Raw genomic sequence first — 20,138 nt, 5'->3', positions numbered from 1 at the left:
TTCATACCCTGCGACAAAGTGCTCAGTTCCTGTTAGACTCTTTTTCGCCATGTTGGCCTCCCTCGTACGGTAACCTGAAGCGGCACACTTCAATGTTACCAGGATGGCCAGCATGGTATTTTTCGTCCCTGACGCACCCGTTTATTCACTTGATTCCGGCCCCGATTTGTCTTACTTTCTGGCGGCATCCGGCTTCAGCCGAGGGGAGTTGATATGGATCTGCTGACCTGCGCCTTCGTGGCCAACATATTTCTGACCTTCATCGATGCCACCATCGGGTACCACGCCGCACCGGCGCTGGCCGCGCTGGTGGGGAGTGATGCAGAGGAGGGGGAGGTGTCGGCGAGGGGCATCCGCCGGCTGTTGTCCTTCGTGGTGGCCCTGTACATGTTCTTCAACTGCCTGGCCTACTTCGACCGCACGACGTGGCTTTTGTATTTCACCACAGCCGTCCTTTTGGTCGACATCACCGCACAACTGGTCATCTACCGCAAGGTGACCGGGTTCAGGGGGCGCTGAGACGGAAACGGTGATGGCCCAAGAGGTCGGTAACTCCCTCGGACGCACCGCGTCAACAGTCATCACGCAAACCCTGCCATACTATCCATCCAGTGCACTGCCCATGTCTTCCCGCGGAGTCTTCACTCTAGTTGCGGCGGCGACGAAAAAAGTGTTTATCAGTCTTGGCTAATGTGTTATTTTTAGCGCTCGCGTTTTCCGCGGCCAGTCCGGCAGCGCACGAGGTAACACATGAGCGAGATGCGATCTCTCGTCGCGAGGTTCAAGTCCTGCATATGGAAAAGGGGGGGCTCCACCATGGAGCAACACCTCTTCGTGCTGCTGTGCCTGACAGCCGCCGCCGCCTCGTTTTTTGTCGTCATTCCGACCAACTACCTGCAGCACCTCCCCGCCTACGTCAACGTCTGCGTCGCCGTCTTTGGTGGGCTCGCACTGCTGCTTTTGATCGAGTCCACCCGGGAGCGCTATCACACGACGACGCTCTTCTTCATGTTCATGGCCCTGCTGAACCTGATCTGGTTTCCCAACGGCGCTTCGGAGGGGAGCCTCCCCTGCTATTTTTTCTGCCTCTTGATGTACCTCCCCATCTTCTTCAGGGGACGTGCGCGTTGGCTGCCTTCGTTGCTGACGCTCGTGGATGCCGTCGCCCTCATGGTGCTTGAGTTGCGGTTCCCCGAATGGGTCACGCCGTTTCACTCCGAGCAGGACCGCATCGCTGACAACATGGTCGGATTTGCAGTGACTGCCTTGTGTTGCGCCGTGATGCTTTGGACCCTGCTGAGAGGCCACGAAACCGAGCAGAACCGGCTGGTTGCCCTAAACGAAGAGCTGCAGCGCGTCGTCGTGGAACGCACCGCGGTGGAAGGGGCGCTGCTGCAAAATCGGGAGCTGCTCAACTCGGTGATAGATGGGACGACCGACGCGGTCTGGGTCAAGGACATCAGCGGACGCTACCTCCTCTTCAACGCGGCGGCCTGTTACATGACCGGAAGGCGACTCGAGCAGGTGCTTGGGATGGATGACCATGCGGTGTTCCCCCCAGAGGTGGCGCGCGCGGTCATGCAGGGGGACCACGAGGTGTTGAACGGCAACCAGGCGCTGACGATGGAGCGGGAGTTGAAAAAAGGCAATGGCGACTCCCTGGTTTTGGAAGTGATCAAGGGCCCTCTGCACAACAATCAGGGAGAGGTCGTCGGGCTGTTCGGCATCGGGCGTGACGTCACGCAGAGCCGACGCATGGCGGAGGAACTGCGACTTTTGAACGAGGAGCTCGAGCGGCGGGTGCTGGAGCGGACGGCGCGGCTGGAAGCGGCCATGCGGGAGCAGGAGGCATTCAGCTACTCCGTATCCCACGACCTGCGCGGTCCTTTGCGGCACATCAACAGTTACGGATCGATTCTGCTCGAGGAGTTCGGTCCCGCCCTGGTACCCGAGGCGCGGGGGTACCTGGAGCGGATACGCACCTCCAGCAAAAGGATGGGGGACCTGATCGACGACCTGCTGGAGCTGTCGCGCATCGGGCGCTCGGAGCTGAGGCGGGTCGAGGTGAGCCTGAGCGAGCTCGCCTTCGGCATCGGGTGTAAGCTGCAGGATGCCGATCCGGCGCGGCGGGTCGATTTCCTGATCGAGCCCGGCTTGAAGGTCGAGGGGGACCGGCTGCTTCTGGAGCTGATGCTGGAGAACCTTGTCGGCAACGCCTGGAAGTATTCGAGCATCCGGGAGCGGGCCATGATCGAATTCGGGCGCCGGCTTCACGACGGCGACGAAGCCTTTTTCATCAAGGACAACGGCGTGGGATTCGACATGGCATACCAGGACAAGCTGTTCGGGGCATTCCAACGGCTGCACGGCTCCGAGTTCGAGGGGACCGGCATTGGGCTCGCCACGGTAAAGCGCATCGTAGAGCGCCACGGCGGCACGGTCTGGGCAAACGGCGTCGTGGACCAGGGGGCGACCGTCTACTTCACCCTGCCGCGGGGCTAGGGGGGGATGTCATGGCACGGCTTTGCCTTTTGTTGCTGGTCTGCCTGGTGGCTCTCTTGCTGAGTGCCGCGGCCTGGCAGCGACGGCTGCTCTATTTCCCGACCCACCATGACCGCAGCAACGGGTTGGAAAACTGGCGCGCCCAGGGGGAGCTGATCGGCTTCGCTCGGACCGTCCCCGCGCCAAAGAACGTCTGGCTCATGCTGCACGGCAACGGCGGGCAGGCCAGCGATCGCGCCTACGCGCTCCGCTCGTTTGCCGGCGACGACAGCGTCTATATCCTGGAGTACCCGGGGTACGGCCGGCGCCCCGGGACCCCTTCGAAGGAGACGCTGAACAGGGCTGCCCAGCAGGGGTACCTGCTGCTGCGGCAGCAGTTTCCGGCAACGCCGGTCTGTGTCGTGGGGGAGTCCCTAGGCAGCGGCCCCGCCTGCTCCCTGGCCGCCATGGTTCCGCAGCCGGACAAGATCGTCTTGGTGGCGCCATTTGACAAGCTGCACCGGGTGGGGCAGTACCACTACCCGTTCCTGCCGGTGCGCCTGCTCCTCTCCGACGATTGGGACAATATCGAGGCGCTCAAGGGGTATCGGGGGAGGGTGGAGATCTTCGGCATCACCCACGACGAGGTGATTCCGATGAAGTTCGCGAAGACCCTGGCGGAAAGCCGGCCAGGCACGACGTTCCGGGAGATCGAGGGGGGGCACAACGACTGGGCGACGCCGGGACGGGTCAGCATAAGAAACCCGTAAGTCCCCGGGCTTTTCACGCAAAGGCGCGAAGGCGCAAAGAAAGGCGAAGGACGAAGTTTTCCCATGCCCCACGTTTTCTTTGCGCCTCTGCGTCTTTGCGTTGAGATCTGATAAAAGGAAGGGCGCCGCCGATTTCGGCGGCGCCCTTTTCATGTCAGGCGATCCTGGTGAACTTCTCTTTCGGCACCAGGCAGACGGCGCACTTGTCGGGCGCCTCGTCGTAGACCGTGTTGCCGCAGACTTCGCAGACGTAGACGGGGCGGTCGGCGAGGTCGACGCCGTTTTGTACCGCCGCCAGGGCCTGCTGGTACAGGTCGTGATGTACCTCTTCCACTGCCAGGGCGAACTTGAAGGAAGTCTCGGCGGCGCGGTGTCCCTCCTGCTTCGCCTGCTCGAGGAACGGCGGGTACATCTTCTGGAACTCGAAGCCTTCTCCCTCGATGGCCTCCTTCAGGTTGTCGACGGTGCTCTTGATCCCGTCCATGGCGCGCAGGTGCGCGTGGGCATGCACCGTTTCGGCGTGTGCCGCGGCGCGAAACAGTTTCGCCACCTGCGGCAGCCCCTCCGCTTCGGCCTTCTTGGCAAAGGCGAGGTACTTACGGTTGGCTTGACTCTCTCCGGCAAACGCCTCGGCAAGGTTATCCCTGGTCGACATCTCTTCCTCCTCGTTATGTGAAAATGTGCAGCTTGAATATAACGAGGCATCTGTCCCAGTCAAGGCGAGGGATACATTATATTTGTCTGATATGTATACGTTTTTTGGCTCAGACCGGTGGAGCTGGAAGCCTTCTTGACATTAAAATGTGCCAATGTAATCTTCGTGGGTGTTGCGGCAAGGGTGTCGGTATTGCTTGCGGCGGCACCAAAGAGGGGCAAGATGGCGCGAGAGATCACCACCCTTCAGGAGATGCTCGACCGGATCGGAGACTCCGCTGACGGAGCTGGGCGCGTTTCTTTGGGGAAAATAGTGGAATCGGTCGGGAACCGATCCTTCGGGCCGCTGCTGCTCATGGTGGGGGTGATCGCCGCTTCCCCGCTGAGCGGCATGCCCGGCGTGCCCACCGCCACCGGGGTCCTGATCCTGCTGATCGCGGGGCAGCTGTTTTTCCGCAGGGACCATTTCTGGCTGCCGAGGTGGTTGCTGCGACGCTCGTTGGCTCAGGAAAAGGTGCATAAGGCGGTCAGATGGCTGCGCCCCGTGGCGCGTTTCATCGACCGGGTGATGCGCCCACGTCTGCCGGCGTTGATCAGGGGGGGGAGCATCTACCTCATCTCATTCGCTTGCGCGGCCATAGCGGTCGTCATGCCGGTCATGGAACTGGTCCCCTTCTCGGCACACGGCGCCGGGCTCGCGCTGACTGCGTTCGGGCTGGCCCTGATCTCGCGCGACGGCCTCTTGGCCCTGATCGCGTTCGCGGTTACGGCGGTCAGTTTCGCCCTCGTGATCTACCAGTTCAGCTGAGCCTTAAGGCTCAGGAAGGTACTCCTCACGCACCGGAGAGAAGACCTCGATGGCTACGGAATCCTCGAGAATCTCGGCGTTGTGCTCGGCGCCTCCTGCGATGCACCAGCTGTCCCCAGCCAGTATTTCTTCCTTGTTTCCGCCGATGTCGAGCCGGATCCGTCCGCTCACCAGGTACCCGGTCTGTTCGTGCGGGTGGCTGTGCTGCGGCAGCAGGGCCCCTTTGTCCAGCAGGAACTCCACCATCAGCGTCTTATCCCCGTGCACCAAGGTCTTCTGCCGGATTCCCGGCAGCACCTGCCGGTAACCTGCGTCGCTTCTCTTCTTGAACATGCGTTCTCCTTTATCGTGATTCCCCCTCCCCTTGCGGGAGGGGGGACTGGGGCTCGGGCCAAGAGAGAGTGGCATCAAGGAGAGATTGCCAAGGCCCCCTTCGCTTCCTCGCCTACGCCCCCTCCAGCGCGCCGGTCTGGCGTAGCGCCTCGTACAGCACGATGCCGGCTGAGGTGGAGAGGTTCAAGCTGCGCACCTTGCCGATGATCGGGATCCGCACAGCGGTCTCCGGGTTCGCTTCGATGAGCTCCTCCGGGAGTCCCTTGGTTTCCTTCCCGAAAACGATGAAGTCGCCGGGACGAAAGCCCAACTCCAGGTAGCTTTTGGGCGCCTTCTTGCTGGTGTAGATGAAACGCCCCTGGGGGAACGCCCCTCGCAGGGCCCCCAGGTCGTCCCAGTAGCGGATGTCGACTTCGCTCCAGTAGTCGAGCCCGGCGCGTTTCAGGTAACGGTCGTCGGTGGAGAAGCCGAGCTTGCCGACCAGGTGCAGGACGGTACCGGTGGCCCCGCAGAGCCTCGCGATGTTTCCGGTGTTAGGCGGAATCTCGGGCTCGACCAGCACTATGTGAAAGGGTTGCTGCAAGGACATCGGTTACCTCGTGACGGTTACTTTTCAGGAGCAAAAAAAGACCTCTGTCAGAGAAAAAAATGGCACAGAATGAGGCCGATTTCGTGCCCGAAAATGAGCTTCCGGAACAGGTGATATTTGTAGCTCAAAGCAGAAAATAAGGCAAAGATAAACGGCTAAAAGTGTGTAACGGCGGGGGGTTGTCCGGGGGGGTGGCTCTGTAAGCTTGCAATTTATCGACAAATAGTCTATAATGCTTCCCTCATACACCTACCGGAGGCAACTTTGGATACGCCTGACAACAGTGGACACTTCGGACGTTTCGGCGGCAGATACGTCTCGGAAACGCTCATGCCGGCGCTGCTCGAACTCGAGCAAGCCTACCACCATTTTCGCAACGAAAAGGGGTTCCAGGAGGAGTACGCCTACTACCTGCGCCAGTATGTCGGCCGTCCCAACCCGCTCTACTTCGCCGAGAAACTGAGCCGGAAAATGGGGGGCGCGAAGATCTATCTGAAGCGCGAGGACCTGAACCACACCGGCGCGCACAAGGTGAACAACACCATCGGCCAGGGCCTGCTCGCCAAGCGGATGGGGAAGAAGAAGGTGATCGCCGAGACCGGCGCCGGTCAGCACGGTGTGGCGACGGCGACCGTCGCGGCGCTCTTCGGCATGGAGTGCGAGGTGTTCATGGGCGTGGAGGACATCCGTCGCCAGTCCCTGAACGTTTTCAGGATGAAGCTTCTCGGCGCCAAGGTCACCCCGGTCAGTTCCGGCACCGCGACCCTGAAGGACGCCATGAACGAGGCGATGCGCCAGTGGGTGACCCACGTGGATGACACCTTCTACATAATCGGCACCGTCGCCGGCCCCCATCCCTACCCGGTCATGGTGCGCGACTTCCAGGCCATCATCGGCCAGGAGGCGAGGGCGCAGCACCTGGAAGCCGAAGGGAGGCTTCCCGACTACCTGGTCGCCGCGGTCGGGGGAGGAAGCAACGCCATCGGGCTCTTCCATCCCTTCGTTAAAGATGAATCGGTGCAGATGATCGGCGTCGAAGCGGCCGGCTACGGCATCGACAGCGGCAGGCACGCGGCGCCTCTGTCCGCCGGCAGCGTCGGGGTACTGCACGGCAACAAAACGTATCTCCTGCAGGACGAGTTCGGTCAGATCGCCCACGCCCATTCCATTTCGGCCGGATTGGACTACCCGGGCGTGGGACCGGAACACTCGTACCTGAAGGAGATTGGACGGGCCAGCTACGTCTCCGTCACCGATGACGAGGCCCTGGACGCCTTCCAGGTGCTGACCCGCGAGGAGGGGATCATCCCCGCCCTGGAGTCTTCCCACGCAGTCGCCCATGCACTGCGTCTGGCTCCGACACTTTCCGCCAATGAGAGCATCGTCGTCTGTCTGTCGGGCAGGGGCGATAAGGACATCCATACCGTGGCCGATGTTATGGGGGTGCAGCTTTAATATAGAAAATTCGAGGCTTTAGTGGGGGAGGTCCGCTGGGCGGGGCTCCCTTTTTATTCGGCATGATTGCATAAAATTAATGTAACAGTTGCAATGCAGTCGGATTTGATTACACTAACAGGACCTCAGATTGGCGACGAGCCAATGCGATTCTAATGAAAGGAGATGATTGGCGCGGGCTTCACTACCGACATTTAGTATCTCTACCTAAAGCCGGCAAAAGCCATTCAACAGCGATCTATGAAAAGAAAACTTGCACTGCTGGTCGCGGTGCTCATGATGACGGCATCGTGCGACCAGTCCCACCTGCAGCAGGCGCAGGTCCCGGTGACTCCCTCGGTGTCGGAGTCGGACCGGGCGCTGCTCACCTGGGCGGAGGGGAGCGAGAAGCAGGGAGAGAAATCCCCCGCTGCGCCCCCGGCTGTGCAGATGGATCTGCCCAAGGCGGCAGAACTTGACGGGAGGAAGAAACTGGTTCCCGCCATCTACGCCACGTTCGCCCGCCGGACCACACCGGCCCGGGCCAAGTGGCTCGCGGAAATCTGCTACGAAAAGACGGAGGGAACGAAATTCACACCGCTGGACCTGGCTGAGATAGCCCTGGCGGAAACAGGCGGTCACAAGCTCTCATCGAGAGCGGTATCCACCAAGGGTGCCCTGGGGGTCTGGCAGTTGATGCCGGAGCGGGCGGAAAGCCACGGCTACACCCCGCAGGAGATGTGGGACGACGAGAAGTGCGCGGAGGCGGCCGTGAAGGAGCTCTATGAGAAGCTGGACATGGCCCGGGGCAACATGGCCCGCGCCAAGAGGCTCTACTGCGGCACCGGGCCGGCGGCGAGGGCCTATGACAAGATCCGCAAGGGCTTCAGGACCGAGATACTGCGGGAAATGCAAAGGGGCATGCTGATGCAGCAGGTGGCGGTCAACGGATAGTCCTTTTGCTGTTTGAGTTGAGGTTGTGCTATAGTGGGCGGGTTCTTTCGGGGACCCGCCCGCTTTGTTTTGCGGGACGTGTTTTTTCAGGAGAGAGTTGTGAGGAAAATCGCCTGCCTTTTGTTACTTGTCGTCCTTCTTTCCGGGTGCAGCAAACTGGTCAACGCCCCGCTGGTGACCGTGCAGGATCTCAACGTTGTGTCGGTGGACCCGACCGGCGCAGGGATGGAACTGTACCTCAGTGTGCAGAACACCAACAGCTTCGACGTGAAGCTGCAGGGGTACAGCTATGACATCAGGATCATGGCGCTGCCCCTGGCCAAGGGGGGGGCGCGGGAGGAGATCAACTTCCCCGCCAACGAGGAGACCGACGTTCGCATACCGATCCGCATCACCTATTCCGACCTCTTGGAGATCTTCAAGCGCAGGCCGGACCCGGACAAGATCCCCTACCAGCTGGCGGCGGGGCTCGACCTGGAGACCCCGGTGGGGCAGATGACCATCCCGGTCAAAAAGAGCGGCACCTACGCCATCCCCAAGAAGTACCGCCCGGCAGCCATCTTCGGCAAGCTCGCCGACTTTTTGAAATTCTAGCCACATTACGGACGAATCTTCCGCTGGTCCCCTCTCCCTGTGGGAGAGGGTGCCCGAAGGGAGAGGGGATTGTGGACGCCTGTGGCGTAAGATCACCGCCTACTAGAGAGACTTGTTGGAGATTTTATGAACGTTGTTGATATCACCGGACTTTCCAAGAGCTTCGGCTCCCGCGTCTTGATGGACGGCGTCACCTTCGCCGTGGGAGAGGACGAGCGGGTAGGGCTGATCGGCGCCAACGGTGCCGGCAAGTCGACGCTCCTCACCATTCTCGCCGGTGCCGAGGACCGCGACGGCGGTTCCATCGCCATGAAACGAGGGGCGTCGGTCGGCTATCTGAGCCAGGAGCCGGTGCTCGATGACGCGGCCACAGTCGCCGCCGAGATCGAGAGCGGCCTCACCGCCATCCGTGCCGCCATGGCGAGCTTCAACGAGCTCTCCGAGAAAATGGCGGGGAACCCACCCGACATGGACCGCCTGCTCGCCCGCCAGGGGGAACTCACGGTCTGGATCGAGCACCACGGCGGCTGGAACACCGACCACCGCGTGCTGGAGATGATGACCCATCTGCAGCTTCCCGATCCGAACCAGGTGATAGGCACGCTTTCCGGCGGCACCAAGCGCCGGGTCGCCCTGGCCAAGCTCCTTTTGCAGGCGCCCGAGCTGCTGCTCCTGGACGAGCCGACCAACCACCTGGACGCCGACACCACGCAGTGGCTCCAGGAGCACCTGAAGGCCTACCCGGGTGCGGTCATGCTGATCACCCACGACCGCTACTTCCTGGACCAGGTGGTGACCCGGATGCTGGAGCTCGAGCGCGGCGCCCTCGTCTCCTACCAGGGTGGATACTCCACCTACCTCACCTTGAGAGAAGAGCGGCTCATGAACGAGGCGAGCCGCCGCTCGCGCCTTTTGAACCTGCTGCGCACCGAGACCGACTGGATTCGGCGCGGCCCGCCGGCGCGATCCACCAAGCAGAAGGCGAGGATCGACCGCTACCACGCGCTCGAAGAAAGCGTCTCCGGCCCGGCGCGCCGCGACCTCAAGATCGGCTTCAACACCGAGGAGGGGTTGGGCGGGACCATCCTTGAACTGGACGGCGTCGTCAAAGGGTACGGCGAGAGGACGCTGGTGAACCGGCTCAGCTTCGGCATGAAGCGCGGCGACCGGATCGGCGTGATCGGCCCCAACGGCTGCGGCAAGACCACCCTGATCCGGATGATCATGGGGGAGGAGGAGCCCGACCAGGGGAAGGTCGTGGTCGGCAAGAAGACCAAGATCTCCTACTTCGACCAGCTGCGCGAGGTGCTCGATCCGAACCAGACCATCTACGACTTCTTCGGCGAGGGTGACTACGTGACCACCGCCAACGGCGAGAAAAGGCACAAGATCGGCTACCTGGAGGACTTCCTGTTTTCGGGCGAGGATCGCAGGCGGCCGGTGGGGAGCCTCTCCGGCGGCGAGAAGAGCCGGCTGATCCTGGCGAGACTCATGCTGCAGGATTCCAACCTGCTGGTGCTGGACGAGCCGACCAACGACCTGGATATCCCGACCCTGCAGCTTTTGGATGCCTCCATCTCCGCCTTTCCCGGCTGCGTCCTCATGGTGACCCACGACCGCTTCTTCCTGGACAAGGTGGCCACCGCGATATTGGCCTTCGAGGGGGATGGTGAGGTGGTCTTCTACGAGGGGAATTACAGCAACTACCGGGAGCGCAAGGAGGCGGACCGGGTGGCGGCAACCGCGCAGCGGGTCGAGAAGAAGGAGGCCCAGGCGGCCAAGGTGGAGAAGCCCAAGAAGGGGCTCACCTACGCCGAGCGGATCGAACTGGAAAAACTGGAGGGGAACATCGAGGTGCTGGAGCAGGATTTCGCCGGGGTGCAGGAACTGTTGGGGGATCCCTCCCGCTACGACACGGTCGAGGGGGGCGTCGCCGCCATTACCGCCGATTACGGCAGGCTCGAGGCCGAACTCGCCTCGGCCTACGGGCGGTGGGAGGAGCTGGAGACGAAGAAGGGCGGTTGATCCATTGACGATCAACAATCTAAAATTGAACCAAAACCGGTGATGGCGAGCAATCGTTGTTGATACGGCAAAGGCTTCTGGAGACGCTCTCTCAGAAGCCTTTGCTTTTCGCTTTGCGGCACCGTTAAGGGGACTGGCACCTGGCGGAGCCAGTCCCCCTCGTCAATTGCTTTTGAATATTTCCTTGGCCAGCCTCAAGCTCACCTTCCGCTTGGTGGCGATGGCGGTGCGGTTGATGGTCTCAAGCGCGTAGACGAGCGACGGGATGTCGCGCCGCACCTTCAAAAGCATCTCGTCGATCACTTCGTCGGGCAGGGTCATCTGCCGGTCTTCGGCGAGCTTCTTCAGGATCATGCGCCTGGACTCGTCGTCCGAAACGTCCATGCGCGCCACCAATCCCCACAGCAGACGGCTGGTCAGGTGCCCGTCCAGGTGCGGCAGCTCCTTCGGGGGAGTAAGGCCCGATATGGCGATCTTTCTCCCGGAACTGTAGAAGGCGTTGAACAGCTCCCAAAGCTCGACCCTCAGCTCCTGGCGATCCGGCAGCAGGTCCAGGTCGTCGAGGATGAGGGCCTTGGCGCCGGCGAAGTGCTCGGCAAGACGCGAGGGGCCTTCGCTGCCGTAGCTCTTGCCGTAAAGGGCATCGGCGTCGCGGAAGGAGAAATACCTGCCGTCGATGGTGCTGGAGAGGGCGGTCAATAGGTGGGTCTTGCCGGAGCCTTCGGGGCCGTAGATGTAGAGGAGGTTCTCGGCGTCGCTGCCGCTGGCGATCCTCTGCGCGAATTGATAGGCGGTCTTGTTGCCGCCGCAGACCACGAAGTTCTCGAAGCAAAAGCGCGGCACTACCGGGAAATCGAAGATAAGCTGCATAGAACCCCTAAAACAGTCTTCCCTGAGGCGGCTCCGGAGCGACCCTTCCGAAGTGGTGGTAGGCGGCGGCGGTGGCGACGCGTCCACGCGGGGTGCGGTTCAAGAAACCGTTCTGGATCAGGAAGGGCTCGTAGACGTCCTCGATGGTGTCGCTCTCCTCGCTGATGGCCGCCGCGATGGTGTCCAGCCCCACCGGTCCCCCTCCGAACTTGTCGATGATGGTCAAAAGGATGGCGCGGTCCATGGTGTCGAACCCCATGTCGTCGATCTCGAGGAGCGCCAGCGCCTGGTCCGCCACTGCGCGGGTGATCACGCCGTCGGCGCGTACCTGGGCGAAGTCGCGCACGCGACGCAGCAGACGGTTGGCAATCCTTGGGGTGCCGCGGCTTCTGCGCGCGAGTTCCAGGGCGCCGTCGGGCGCGATCTCCATCCCGAAGATGCGCGCGGAGCGGGTGATGATGAAGGCGAGTTCGTCGTGGGTGTAGAACTCGAGCCGCGAGATCACGCCGAAGCGGTCCCTAAGGGGTGAGGAGAGGAGGCCTGCGCGGGTGGTGGCGCCCACCAGGGTGAACTTGGGGAGGTCGAGCTTGATGGTGCGCGCGCTCGGTCCCTGGCCGATGATGATGTCGAGCTGGAAGTCCTCCATGGCGGGGTAGAGGATCTCCTCCACCACGTGGGAGAGACGGTGGATCTCGTCGATGAAGAGGACGTCGTGCGGTTCCAGGTTGGTCAGGATGGCGGCCAGGTCGCCCGGGCGCTCGATCACCGGCCCCGAGGTGGACTTGATGTTCACCCCCATCTCGCAGGCGATGATGTTGGCCAGGGTGGTCTTTCCAAGTCCGGGGGGGCCGTACAGCAACACGTGGTCCAGCGCCTCTCCCCTGCCGCGCGCGGCGTCGATAAAGAGCCCGAGGTTACCCTTGGCCTTTTCCTGTCCCACGTAGTCCGCCAGCGCCCGGGGGCGCAGCGATGCCTCAAGGAGGTCGTCTTCGGATCTCTCGGCGCTGATAAAACGGGTCATACCTCTCCTTGCCGGCGGCTTGAGCCGCCCGAATGCAGGGAGCCAAATTATAACAGTTGAAGGTAAAGGTCAAGGGGCATGCCCGGCTGGCGCAGTGGACTGCATCAGCTCGTGGGTCTTGGCAAGCAGGGTGCTCGCGGAGAAGGGTTTGGCGAGGAAGGGGGCATCCCATTCGAGGATGTCCTGGAGGGAGACCGACTTCGCCGGGTAGCCTGAGATGAACATCACCCTGAGCTTTGGCTGCCGTTCCCTTATGGCCTGGTACAGCTGCGGCCCGCTCATTCCCGGCATGACCACGTCGGACACCATGAGGTCGAAGGTGGTGCCGGCGCATGCCTCTATCGCCTCTGGTCCGCTCCCAACGCTGGTCACGCTGTAACCGTTATCCTGCAGCGCACTTTCCAGGAAGTCGCGCACCGCCTTTTCATCCTCGACCACCAGGATTTTCCCCTTTCCGCGCGGTATCGGCGCCGCCTCGGGCGCCGCCTGGGCCGCCTCGATCCTCTCGACGCGGGGCAAGTAGATGCGGAAGGTGGTTCCCTTGCCCGGTTCGCTGTACACGGAGATGCTCCCCTGGTGCTGCTTGACGACGCCGTGAACCGTGGAGAGACCGAGACCGGTCCCCTCGCCGGGCCCCTTGGTGGTGAAGAAGGGCTCGAAGATGCGGGACTTGGTGTCCTCATCCATCCCCATACCGGTGTCGCTCACGGAGATCACGGCGTAGCGCCCCGGAGGCATCCCCTCCTCAAGCCAGCGGTCCGAGCGCTGCAGCATCACGGTTCCCGTTTCTATGGTGAGAGTACCTCCGGGAGACATGGCATCGCGGGCGTTGACAGCCAGGTTGAGCAGGACCTGCTGCAGTTGTCCTGCGTCCGCTTTTATGCAGAGCTCCTCGGGGGTCAGCTTTACCTGGAACTTGATGTCCTCGCTGATCATGCGCCTCAGCATCCTGGTTTGAGAAAGCACCTCGTCGTTGAGGTTCAGCTCCTTGATGGAGAGGACCTGCTTACGGCTGAAGGCGAGGATTTGCCGGGTGAGATCGGCGGCACGGGTGGCGGCGTCCATCACCCCGTGGATCGCCTTCGCCCCCTTCGATCCCGGCGCGATGTCGTTAAGGGCAATCTCCGCACCGCCGATGATGGCGGTAAGCAGGTTGTTGAAGTCGTGGGCGATTCCCCCCGCCAGTACCCCGATCCCCTCGAGCTTCTGTGCCTGGAGCAGTTGCCTCTCGAGCATGGCGCGCTGGGAGATGTCCAGGAAGGTGACCACGCCGCCGACCAGCTCCCCGTCACGCTGGATTGGGTGGGACCAGTATTCTACGGGGATGGCGGTGCCATCCTTCTTGCGAAAGGTCTCGTTGACGGTGTGGCTGCCGCGGCCGTCGTTGAGCATCCGGCAGATGGGGCAGTCGGCTTCCTCCAGCGCGCTTCCATCGGAGGCCGCGTGCCCCAGGAACTGGTGCATCCGGCTGCCGACGATCTCCTCGGGGTGTTCGTAGCCAAGGAGTCTCACGCAGGCGGGGTTGCAGAAGGTGCAGGTCCCCTCGCGGCTGACGGCGAAGATCGCTTCCGCGGTGGAGTTGAACAAGAGCCGGATGTGCTCCTCCCGTTCGGCCAGCGCCTCGCGCACCCGGATCTGGTCATCCAGGGCCTGCTGCAGTTGGGCCGTGCGCTTGGCCACCGTCTCCTCCAGTTCGTGTTTGAAGATGAGGGTCGTGGAAAAGCGTTCCGCCATCTCGTTGAAGGCCGCACCGATCTCCTCGATCTCCCGGTGCGGATCGGGCTGCACCCGGCTGGAAAAGTCTCCGGAACTGATCTCGCGGATGCCATTGAGCAGGGGAGTGATGGAGCGGTTAAGCAGCCTGCGCACGATGGCCAGCCCCAAAAGAAGTGCGATGAACGAGCCGAGGATCACCGCAAGGACGGTCCTGATCACCAAAGCACGTTCAGCTTTTCTGATCGGTTCCAGGTCGACGCCGACGGCAACCGTCGCGATCTCTCCGCCGTTCGCCACTGAGGTCACCGTTCCGAACGCCAGCTCGCTGCGGGCGAAGGTCTCGTGGGACTGGGCCCGTACCGGGAAGTGGTACTCCTTGACCCCGCCTGTCACACTGCTCATCCAGCGCGCCGCTATCACCTCACCGTCCAGAGACTTGACCATGACGAAGGCCACATCCCGATCGACGGTGGCGGCTTCCAGGATCCGCCCCAGGTGATGGATCTCCCCTTGCGCCAGTGCGGGGTACACCTCGCTGGTTACCTGCTGGCCGAGCAGGTTTACCCGGTGCTCCAGGTCCTCGTGCAGGTCGAGCTTTTGCTGGGAAATGAAGAAGGCGCCTATGGTGCTTCCCAAGGCGAGAATGACGGCAAGCAGGATGAGGTTGATTGAGATGTTGAGGCTAAGGCGCATGCATGGAACTCCTGGTGCGCCACTCCGGGGACGCAGGGGCGATTTCTTCACAGCGGTGCAGCGGGGGAAGGGGACGGCGGCGGCCGTCCCCCAAAAAAACGGTGTCAGCGTTCACGGAAGGTGACCGTATAGGCGAAGCTGGCCGGGCGGCAGTAGTCGAGTGCGTGGCCGTCCACCTCGGCGTAGGGGTACATGAAGTAGTTGACCGTTTCCTTGTTACCCTCGCTGAAGACGATGCCCCGCCCCCCTTTTTGCAGCACGATGCGGAACTCATCCACGGCGCCGAAGTAGTACTCGCGGTAGGGCTTGGCACCCGCCTTGTCCAGTTTCTTCGCCAACACGGCCTTGGTGACGTCGGCCGGGTCCACCGGGACCCAGCCCGTGCCGGGGAGGTAGAATTCGGCCCAGCAGTGGTGCCCGTCGGTGATGTCCGTCTGCCCCGGCCGCCCCAGCCTCAGCCCGAAGACCTCGCGGGCCGGCACGCCGGCGGCGCGGGCCAGCGCCACGTACAGCGTGCTGAGGTCGGCGCATTTGCCGCTGCGGGCTGCCAGGGTGGCCTGCACGTTTCCAACGCCGCAACCCGGCACGTTGGGGTCGCGCCGGGTGTTGTCGACCACCCAGTCGTACACCGCCCGCGCCTTGGGCAGGATCCCCTTCTTGCCCTTGGTGATCTGGCGCGCGAGCGCCTTCACCTTCTTGTCATTCGAGGGTATCCAGAACTCGGATTGCACGTATTTGGTCACCTCGGGCGGGATGGGGACAGCTTTCTCCTCGAGCCTGGTCACCTTGCGCTCCTTGGCCGTGGCTTCGAAGGTCACCGTCAGGCGACGCTCTTTTTGAGGCCCGCGCCATTGGGTGTAGAGGTAGAGCGCGCCGCTTTGTGGTTCCCTGGACAGGGTGAAGGTGGAATAGTTGCCGTTAAACTGCAGGTTGTCGATCTTTTGGTTTAGGTCTGAGGTGGGGTAGGGGAACCACATCTTCACATCTTGAGCTTCCTGGGGTGAGGTCACCGTTATGGCGAAGGTCACGGTACCGCTTCGCTGTTTGCTGGGGGCACAAACAGCTGTCAGTGGAATTGCCAGGACCATCAAGAATACTGCTGTCGCCGTTATTGCTGCGCGCATGGATTCTCCTTTCCTTGATCGAGACTCAAAACCTCGGATTGGATCAATACTCGACTAGTATATCTCGTGGCTTTCTACAATCAATGAGCATCAGTGTTTACAGTGAAGGTCGTGGCTGGAAACATTTGAGGGGAGAACTTTGAGTTGGTGACGGAGATGAGAGTGAGGACGGGAGGAACTGCAATTGTCAGAGCCGGAGCGGTTTTTCATGCTCCGGCTCCATTTTATTTCATCAATTTCTTGAGTGCCTGCTTAAGAAGCGACTCAACGGTGGCATCCTCGGGAAATTTGAGCTCTGCCAGTGCTTTTTGTACTACATTCTCCTTGTAGCCCAGGTTGATCAACGCGGACAGGATATCCTCGCGTATCTCCGGCTTGGCCGGCGCGGCAGCAACCCCCGTGGCAGCGTGTGTCATTCCCAGCTTCTTCATCTTCTCCTTGAGTTCCAGCACCAAGCGCTCGGCGGTTTTCTTGCCGATACCCGGAATGGCGGAAAGCCTGGCGATGTTGCCGCTCACCAGCGACTCGGAGAGCTCCGCCGGCTCGCTGTTGGAGAGGATGCTGTTGGCAAGCTTGGGACCGACCCCGGAGACGCCGATCAGCAGCTGGAACAGCTCCTTTTCCTGCTGGGTGCGGAAGCCGTACAGGTTGATGGCGTCCTCCTTCACGGAGGTGTGGACCTGCAGGGTCGTCGTGCTCCCTTCGGCGGGAAGGGCGTAGTAGGTGGAGAAGGGGATGAAGACCTGGTAGCCCACGCCGTTCACGTCCAGGATGACGTAGTCGGGGGCCTTGTGCGCGATCTTGCCGGTGAGAAGGGCGATCATCTAAACCTCTTGCTTCAAGTGACAATTGACGATGGTTAATGGACAACGGGACGTTGCCGGACGCACGGCCCGCCGCCGGTTCCCTACCTGAGGCTTTTCAATAAGCTACCTATTCCGGCGGAGTGGGCGTGGCAGATGGCGACGGCCAGGGCATCGGAGGCGTCTTCCTGGGCCACCTCGGGGAGGTTCAAGAGCGCCTTGATCATCTGCTGCACCTGGGTCTTTTCGGCGCGTCCGGTGCCGACCACCGCCTGCTTCACTTGCATTGCGGTGTACTCGTGGACGGGGAGCCCCACGTTGACGGCAGCGACGATGGCGGCTCCGCGCGCCTGCCCCAGTTTGAGGGCGCTCATCGCGTTCTTGGCCAAAAAGACGTCCTCGACCGCCACCACTTCCGGCTGGTACTCGGCGATGATCGCGGAGAGGCCGGTGAAGATCTTCTCCAGACGTTGCGGGAAGTCTTTTGCGCTCTGGGTGAAGATGGCGCCGTTGTCGATGTGGACCAGGCGGTTTCCCTGCTTGGAGATGAGGCCGTAGCCTGTCTTGCGGGAGCCGGGGTCTATGCCGAGAATGATCATGTCAAAACCTTAAAACCATTAGCCACGGAGAAAATCTGAGAACTTCGAAGAAACCCAAAAGCAAAAGGCTCTAAAGATGTTTTAGTCTGTTTCTCAAGACTTTGCCTTTCTCAGATATCCTCAGATTTTCTCCGTGGCCAGTGGTTTGATTCAATAAAAAAAGCGCGGGGAGTGCCCGCGCTCTTAGTACCACAAACAACCTGCTTTTGCTACATCATCTTTTCCATGTCCTCGGCGGAGATGTCGAAGTTGGCGTAGACGTTCTGGACGTCGTCGTTGTCCTCGAGACGGTCCATGAGCTTCAGCATGTTCTCGGCGTTCTTCCCTTCCAGTTTGACCATGGTCTGCGGGATCATGGTGATCTCCGCGGACTCCGGTTTGAACCCTGCCGCTTCGAGCGCGGTCTTCACCTGGTGGAACGCGGTCGGGTCGGTCAGCACTTCGTACTGCTCTTCTTCATCCACGACGTCGTCGGCGCCGGCCTCGATGGCGGCTTCGAAGAGTTTGTCGAAGTCGGTGCTCTTCGGGTACACCAGGAGCCCCTTCTTGTCGAAGAGCCAGGAAACGCAGCCGGTCTCGCCCATGTTGCCGTTGCACTTGGAGAAGGTGCTCCTGACATCGGAAACGGTGCGGTTGCGGTTGTCGGTCATGACCTCCACCAGCACCGCGGTGCCGCCCGGACCGTACCCTTCGTAGGTGGTCTCCTCGTAGGTCACGCCTTCCATCCCGCCGACGCCCTTCTTGATGGCGCGCTCGACGTTGTCCTTGGGCATGTTCTCGCCTTTTGCCTTATCGATAGCAGTTCTCAGGCGCGGGTTCCCATCGGGGTCGCCACCGCCGAGCTTCGCGGCAACGGTGATTTCCTTGATCAGCTTGGTGAATATCTTGCCGCGTTTGGCATCCGCGGCGCCTTTCTTGTGCTTGATGGTACTCCATTTATTATGACCTGACATGATCCGCTTCCTTTCCGATCAGTTTGTGAATGAAACGCGAAATACTAGCACGGCCAAAAGAGTGTTGTAAAGTGGGAAAATGGCAGTTAAACTGTGCGGCTGAACCCGCATGAAGCGGGGATTCAACTCCGTCAGGGAGAGATCATGGACCTGTTCTACCGCACGCTTAAACACTTCTCGCCTCTGTTTTTGCTGCTTTGCCTCATGCTGTCCGCCCTCGGCTGCACCAAGCTGGCCATCAGACGCGATGCCCCGCCCGTACTGGCACAGGACGAACTACTGCGCCCCTACAAGAAGGTGGGGACCATCGAGGTGCACCGCGTGCGCTACGGCGACAAGGAGGACCTCACCCCTGCCGATTACAGCTGGGCCAACGACGCACTGCGTGCCGAGGCGGCGAAGATCGGAGCCGATGCCGTGATCCTGCCCGAAGTCAAAGTGGAGATGGACACCTACATCTTCTTCCCCAAGAGCGAGATTACCGCCCGGGGGACTGCCATAAAATTCCGCTGACTTTTTCCTCCTCCTGAGAAAATTCCATTGATAAAGGGCGCACATTTTTGAGATAGTGTGCGCCGTATACACTATCGTGGCCGAGTGACTCGGCTGCCATGAATTCAATCGATACAGGAGGAAGGCCATGAAAGCGGTACTGATGGAAGGTTTCGGCGGCGTCGAGGTGCTCAAGGTGGGCGAGGTGGACAGACCTGCCCCCAAGGAAAACGAGGTGCTGATCAAGGTTCACGCCACCTCGATCAACCGCCCCGACCTGGTGCAGCGTGAGGGGAAATATCCCCCCCCGCCCGGCGACTCCGAGATCCTGGGGCTCGAGGTGGCCGGCGTCGTCGAGGAGCTGGGGGCCGGTGTCACCGGCTGGAAAGTGGGCGACCGCGTGGTGTCTCTGGTAGGGGGCGGCGGTTATGCCGAGTACGCCGTGGCCTACGCCAACCACCTGATGCCGATCCCGGAGACGGTCAGCTTCGAGGAGGCGGCCTGCATCTGCGAGTCCTACATCACCGCGTTTCTCAACGTGTTCATGATCGGCGGGCTCGAGGATGGCCAGACCGCGATCCTGCATGGCGGCGGCGGGGGGGTGAACACCGCGGCGATCCAGCTTTGCAAGGCCCTGGTGCCCAACGCGAAGCTGATCGTGACCGCATCCCCGGAGAAGCTCGAACGAGTCAAGGAGCTGGGCGCGGACCTGGTGATCAACTTCCGCGAGACCCCTGACTTCAGTGAGGCGGTCAAGGAGTTCACCAACAAGAAGGGGGTGGACGTGATCCTCGACCACGTCGGTGCCAAGTACCTGGCCCCCAACATGAACTCCCTGGGGTACAAGGGGAGGCTGGTCGTCATCGGCGTCATCTCCGGCATCAAGGCGGAGCTGAACCTTGCGCTCATGATGGTCAAGCGCCAGCAGATCATCGGCAGCGTGCTCCGCTCCCGTCCGGTCTCCGAGAAGGGGGAGATCGCGGCCGAGTTCGTGCGTCGCGCCATGCCCAAGTTTGCGGACCGCACCATCGTGCCGATCATCGAGAAGGTGTTCCCCATCGACCAGGTGGTCGAGGCGCACCGGATGATGGAAGAAGACAAGCACTTCGGCAAGATCGTGCTGAAGATAGCGCAATAGCGGACCTCCCCTTGGTGGGGGCAGGCGTGCGGGTGTCTGTAGGGGCGAATAATTATTCGCCCCTACCACTTTGGCCCTGCCGACTGC

At 61.5% G+C, this 20,138-nt stretch carries 20 protein-coding genes; 10 read left to right on the top strand and 10 right to left on the bottom strand.

Translation table 11 applies throughout. The annotated features are described in order from the left end of the window. Positions 1-213: 213 nt before the first annotated feature. The 3 genes from KOM00_RS08925 (at position 214) to KOM00_RS08915 (ending at position 3,251) form a co-directional block, all read left to right on the top strand. Positions 214-519 (top strand): hypothetical protein, encoded by a 306-nt coding sequence (locus KOM00_RS08925; protein ID WP_216498562.1) that lies wholly within the window; start codon positions 214-216, stop codon positions 517-519. A gap of 231 nt (positions 520-750) precedes the next feature. Next, positions 751-2,502, top strand: a complete 1,752-nt coding sequence (locus KOM00_RS08920) for a sensor histidine kinase (RefSeq protein WP_236026837.1) — start codon at positions 751-753, stop codon at positions 2,500-2,502. An 11-nt stretch (positions 2,503-2,513) separates the two neighbouring features. Further along, complete coding sequence (locus KOM00_RS08915) at positions 2,514-3,251, top strand: alpha/beta hydrolase (RefSeq protein ID WP_216498561.1); 738 nt, start codon at positions 2,514-2,516, stop codon at positions 3,249-3,251. Between the two features lie 154 nt (positions 3,252-3,405). Here the strand turns inward: KOM00_RS08915 and KOM00_RS08910 are convergent, their stop codons facing one another. Then, positions 3,406-3,906, bottom strand: a complete 501-nt coding sequence (locus KOM00_RS08910; RefSeq protein WP_216498560.1) for a rubrerythrin family protein — start codon at positions 3,904-3,906, stop codon at positions 3,406-3,408. A 222-nt stretch (positions 3,907-4,128) separates the two neighbouring features. Here KOM00_RS08910 and KOM00_RS08905 point away from each other — a divergent pair, with 222 nt between their 5' ends. Continuing rightward, a complete protein-coding gene (locus KOM00_RS08905) occupies positions 4,129-4,713 on the top strand; it encodes an exopolysaccharide biosynthesis protein (protein ID WP_216498559.1) in 585 nt (194 codons plus the stop codon). Between the two features lie 3 nt (positions 4,714-4,716). Here KOM00_RS08905 and KOM00_RS08900 read toward each other — a convergent pair whose 3' ends face one another. Both KOM00_RS08900 and KOM00_RS08895 read right to left on the bottom strand, forming a co-directional pair. Continuing rightward, on the bottom strand, positions 4,717-5,046 hold the full coding sequence (locus tag KOM00_RS08900; RefSeq protein ID WP_216498558.1) for a cupin domain-containing protein: 330 nt from the start codon (positions 5,044-5,046) through the stop codon (positions 4,717-4,719). A 112-nt stretch (positions 5,047-5,158) separates the two neighbouring features. After that, complete coding sequence (locus KOM00_RS08895) at positions 5,159-5,635, bottom strand: tRNA (cytidine(34)-2'-O)-methyltransferase (protein ID WP_216498557.1); 477 nt, start codon at positions 5,633-5,635, stop codon at positions 5,159-5,161. A 264-nt stretch (positions 5,636-5,899) separates the two neighbouring features. Here KOM00_RS08895 and trpB point away from each other — a divergent pair, with 264 nt between their 5' ends. The 4 genes from trpB (at position 5,900) to KOM00_RS08875 (ending at position 10,642) form a co-directional block, all read left to right on the top strand. Further along, positions 5,900-7,090, top strand: a complete 1,191-nt coding sequence (gene trpB / locus KOM00_RS08890; protein ID WP_216498556.1) for a tryptophan synthase subunit beta — start codon at positions 5,900-5,902, stop codon at positions 7,088-7,090. Positions 7,091-7,330: 240 nt separating this feature from the next. Next, a complete protein-coding gene (locus KOM00_RS08885) occupies positions 7,331-8,023 on the top strand; it encodes a lytic transglycosylase domain-containing protein (RefSeq protein WP_216498555.1) in 693 nt (230 codons plus the stop codon). 99 nt (positions 8,024-8,122) lie between these two features. After that, entirely contained in the window at positions 8,123-8,617 is a 495-nt protein-coding gene (locus KOM00_RS08880) for an LEA type 2 family protein (RefSeq protein ID WP_216498554.1), read from the top strand. Positions 8,618-8,743: 126 nt separating this feature from the next. Continuing rightward, entirely contained in the window at positions 8,744-10,642 is a 1,899-nt protein-coding gene (locus KOM00_RS08875; RefSeq protein ID WP_216498553.1) for an ABC-F family ATP-binding cassette domain-containing protein, read from the top strand. A gap of 162 nt (positions 10,643-10,804) precedes the next feature. Here the strand turns inward: KOM00_RS08875 and KOM00_RS08870 are convergent, their stop codons facing one another. The 7 genes from KOM00_RS08870 to KOM00_RS08840 form a co-directional block, all read right to left on the bottom strand. Next, positions 10,805-11,512, bottom strand: a complete 708-nt coding sequence (locus KOM00_RS08870) for a DnaA/Hda family protein (protein WP_216498552.1) — start codon at positions 11,510-11,512, stop codon at positions 10,805-10,807. Between the two features lie 7 nt (positions 11,513-11,519). After that, a complete protein-coding gene (gene ruvB, locus KOM00_RS08865; RefSeq protein WP_216498551.1) occupies positions 11,520-12,533 on the bottom strand; it encodes a Holliday junction branch migration DNA helicase RuvB in 1,014 nt (337 codons plus the stop codon). A gap of 69 nt (positions 12,534-12,602) precedes the next feature. Then, positions 12,603-14,942 carry a hybrid sensor histidine kinase/response regulator gene (locus tag KOM00_RS08860; protein ID WP_216498550.1) on the bottom strand — a complete coding sequence of 780 codons (2,340 nt, stop codon included), beginning with the start codon at positions 14,940-14,942 and terminating at the stop codon, positions 12,603-12,605. A gap of 104 nt (positions 14,943-15,046) precedes the next feature. Next, positions 15,047-15,919, bottom strand: coding sequence for a transglutaminase-like domain-containing protein (locus tag KOM00_RS08855; protein WP_236026848.1), 873 nt, complete (start codon positions 15,917-15,919; stop codon positions 15,047-15,049). 371 nt (positions 15,920-16,290) lie between these two features. Beyond that, on the bottom strand, positions 16,291-16,890 hold the full coding sequence (ruvA, locus tag KOM00_RS08850) for a Holliday junction branch migration protein RuvA (protein ID WP_216498548.1): 600 nt from the start codon (positions 16,888-16,890) through the stop codon (positions 16,291-16,293). An 83-nt stretch (positions 16,891-16,973) separates the two neighbouring features. Next, on the bottom strand, positions 16,974-17,468 hold the full coding sequence (ruvC, locus tag KOM00_RS08845) for a crossover junction endodeoxyribonuclease RuvC (protein ID WP_216498547.1): 495 nt from the start codon (positions 17,466-17,468) through the stop codon (positions 16,974-16,976). Between the two features lie 209 nt (positions 17,469-17,677). Next, positions 17,678-18,421 (bottom strand): YebC/PmpR family DNA-binding transcriptional regulator, encoded by a 744-nt coding sequence (locus tag KOM00_RS08840; RefSeq protein ID WP_216498546.1) that lies wholly within the window; start codon positions 18,419-18,421, stop codon positions 17,678-17,680. Positions 18,422-18,565: 144 nt separating this feature from the next. Between KOM00_RS08840 and KOM00_RS08835 the strand changes: the two genes are divergently transcribed. Then, positions 18,566-18,934 carry a hypothetical protein gene (locus tag KOM00_RS08835; protein WP_216498545.1) on the top strand — a complete coding sequence of 123 codons (369 nt, stop codon included), beginning with the start codon at positions 18,566-18,568 and terminating at the stop codon, positions 18,932-18,934. Positions 18,935-19,061: 127 nt separating this feature from the next. Then, positions 19,062-20,051 carry an NAD(P)H-quinone oxidoreductase gene (locus KOM00_RS08830; protein WP_216498544.1) on the top strand — a complete coding sequence of 330 codons (990 nt, stop codon included), beginning with the start codon at positions 19,062-19,064 and terminating at the stop codon, positions 20,049-20,051. The last annotated feature ends 87 nt before the right edge of the window (positions 20,052-20,138 follow it).

The sequence above is a fragment of the Geomonas diazotrophica genome, assembly GCF_018919385.1.
GTDB lineage: Bacteria > Desulfobacterota > Desulfuromonadia > Geobacterales > Geobacteraceae > Geomonas > Geomonas diazotrophica.
The sequence above is the reverse complement of the archived record's forward strand: the minus strand, read 5'-3'. Positions and strand labels throughout refer to the sequence as shown.

Coding starts and splice junctions, on each gene's coding strand:
- KOM00_RS08925 (WP_216498562.1), top strand. CDS start 214: ATGGATCTGCTGACCTGCGCCTTCGTGGCCAACATATTTCTGACCTTC.
- KOM00_RS08920 (WP_236026837.1), top strand. CDS start 751: ATGAGCGAGATGCGATCTCTCGTCGCGAGGTTCAAGTCCTGCATATGG.
- KOM00_RS08915 (WP_216498561.1), top strand. CDS start 2,514: ATGGCACGGCTTTGCCTTTTGTTGCTGGTCTGCCTGGTGGCTCTCTTG.
- KOM00_RS08910 (WP_216498560.1), bottom strand. CDS start 3,906: ATGTCGACCAGGGATAACCTTGCCGAGGCGTTTGCCGGAGAGAGTCAA.
- KOM00_RS08905 (WP_216498559.1), top strand. CDS start 4,129: ATGGCGCGAGAGATCACCACCCTTCAGGAGATGCTCGACCGGATCGGA.
- KOM00_RS08900 (WP_216498558.1), bottom strand. CDS start 5,046: ATGTTCAAGAAGAGAAGCGACGCAGGTTACCGGCAGGTGCTGCCGGGA.
- KOM00_RS08895 (WP_216498557.1), bottom strand. CDS start 5,635: ATGTCCTTGCAGCAACCCTTTCACATAGTGCTGGTCGAGCCCGAGATT.
- KOM00_RS08885 (WP_216498555.1), top strand. CDS start 7,331: ATGAAAAGAAAACTTGCACTGCTGGTCGCGGTGCTCATGATGACGGCA.
- KOM00_RS08875 (WP_216498553.1), top strand. CDS start 8,744: ATGAACGTTGTTGATATCACCGGACTTTCCAAGAGCTTCGGCTCCCGC.
- KOM00_RS08870 (WP_216498552.1), bottom strand. CDS start 11,512: ATGCAGCTTATCTTCGATTTCCCGGTAGTGCCGCGCTTTTGCTTCGAG.
- ruvB (WP_216498551.1), bottom strand. CDS start 12,533: ATGACCCGTTTTATCAGCGCCGAGAGATCCGAAGACGACCTCCTTGAG.
- KOM00_RS08860 (WP_216498550.1), bottom strand. CDS start 14,942: ATGCGCCTTAGCCTCAACATCTCAATCAACCTCATCCTGCTTGCCGTC.
- KOM00_RS08855 (WP_236026848.1), bottom strand. CDS start 15,919: ATGTGGTTCCCCTACCCCACCTCAGACCTAAACCAAAAGATCGACAAC.
- ruvA (WP_216498548.1), bottom strand. CDS start 16,890: ATGATCGCCCTTCTCACCGGCAAGATCGCGCACAAGGCCCCCGACTAC.
- ruvC (WP_216498547.1), bottom strand. CDS start 17,468: ATGATCATTCTCGGCATAGACCCCGGCTCCCGCAAGACAGGCTACGGC.
- KOM00_RS08840 (WP_216498546.1), bottom strand. CDS start 18,421: ATGTCAGGTCATAATAAATGGAGTACCATCAAGCACAAGAAAGGCGCC.
- KOM00_RS08835 (WP_216498545.1), top strand. CDS start 18,566: ATGGACCTGTTCTACCGCACGCTTAAACACTTCTCGCCTCTGTTTTTG.
- KOM00_RS08830 (WP_216498544.1), top strand. CDS start 19,062: ATGAAAGCGGTACTGATGGAAGGTTTCGGCGGCGTCGAGGTGCTCAAG.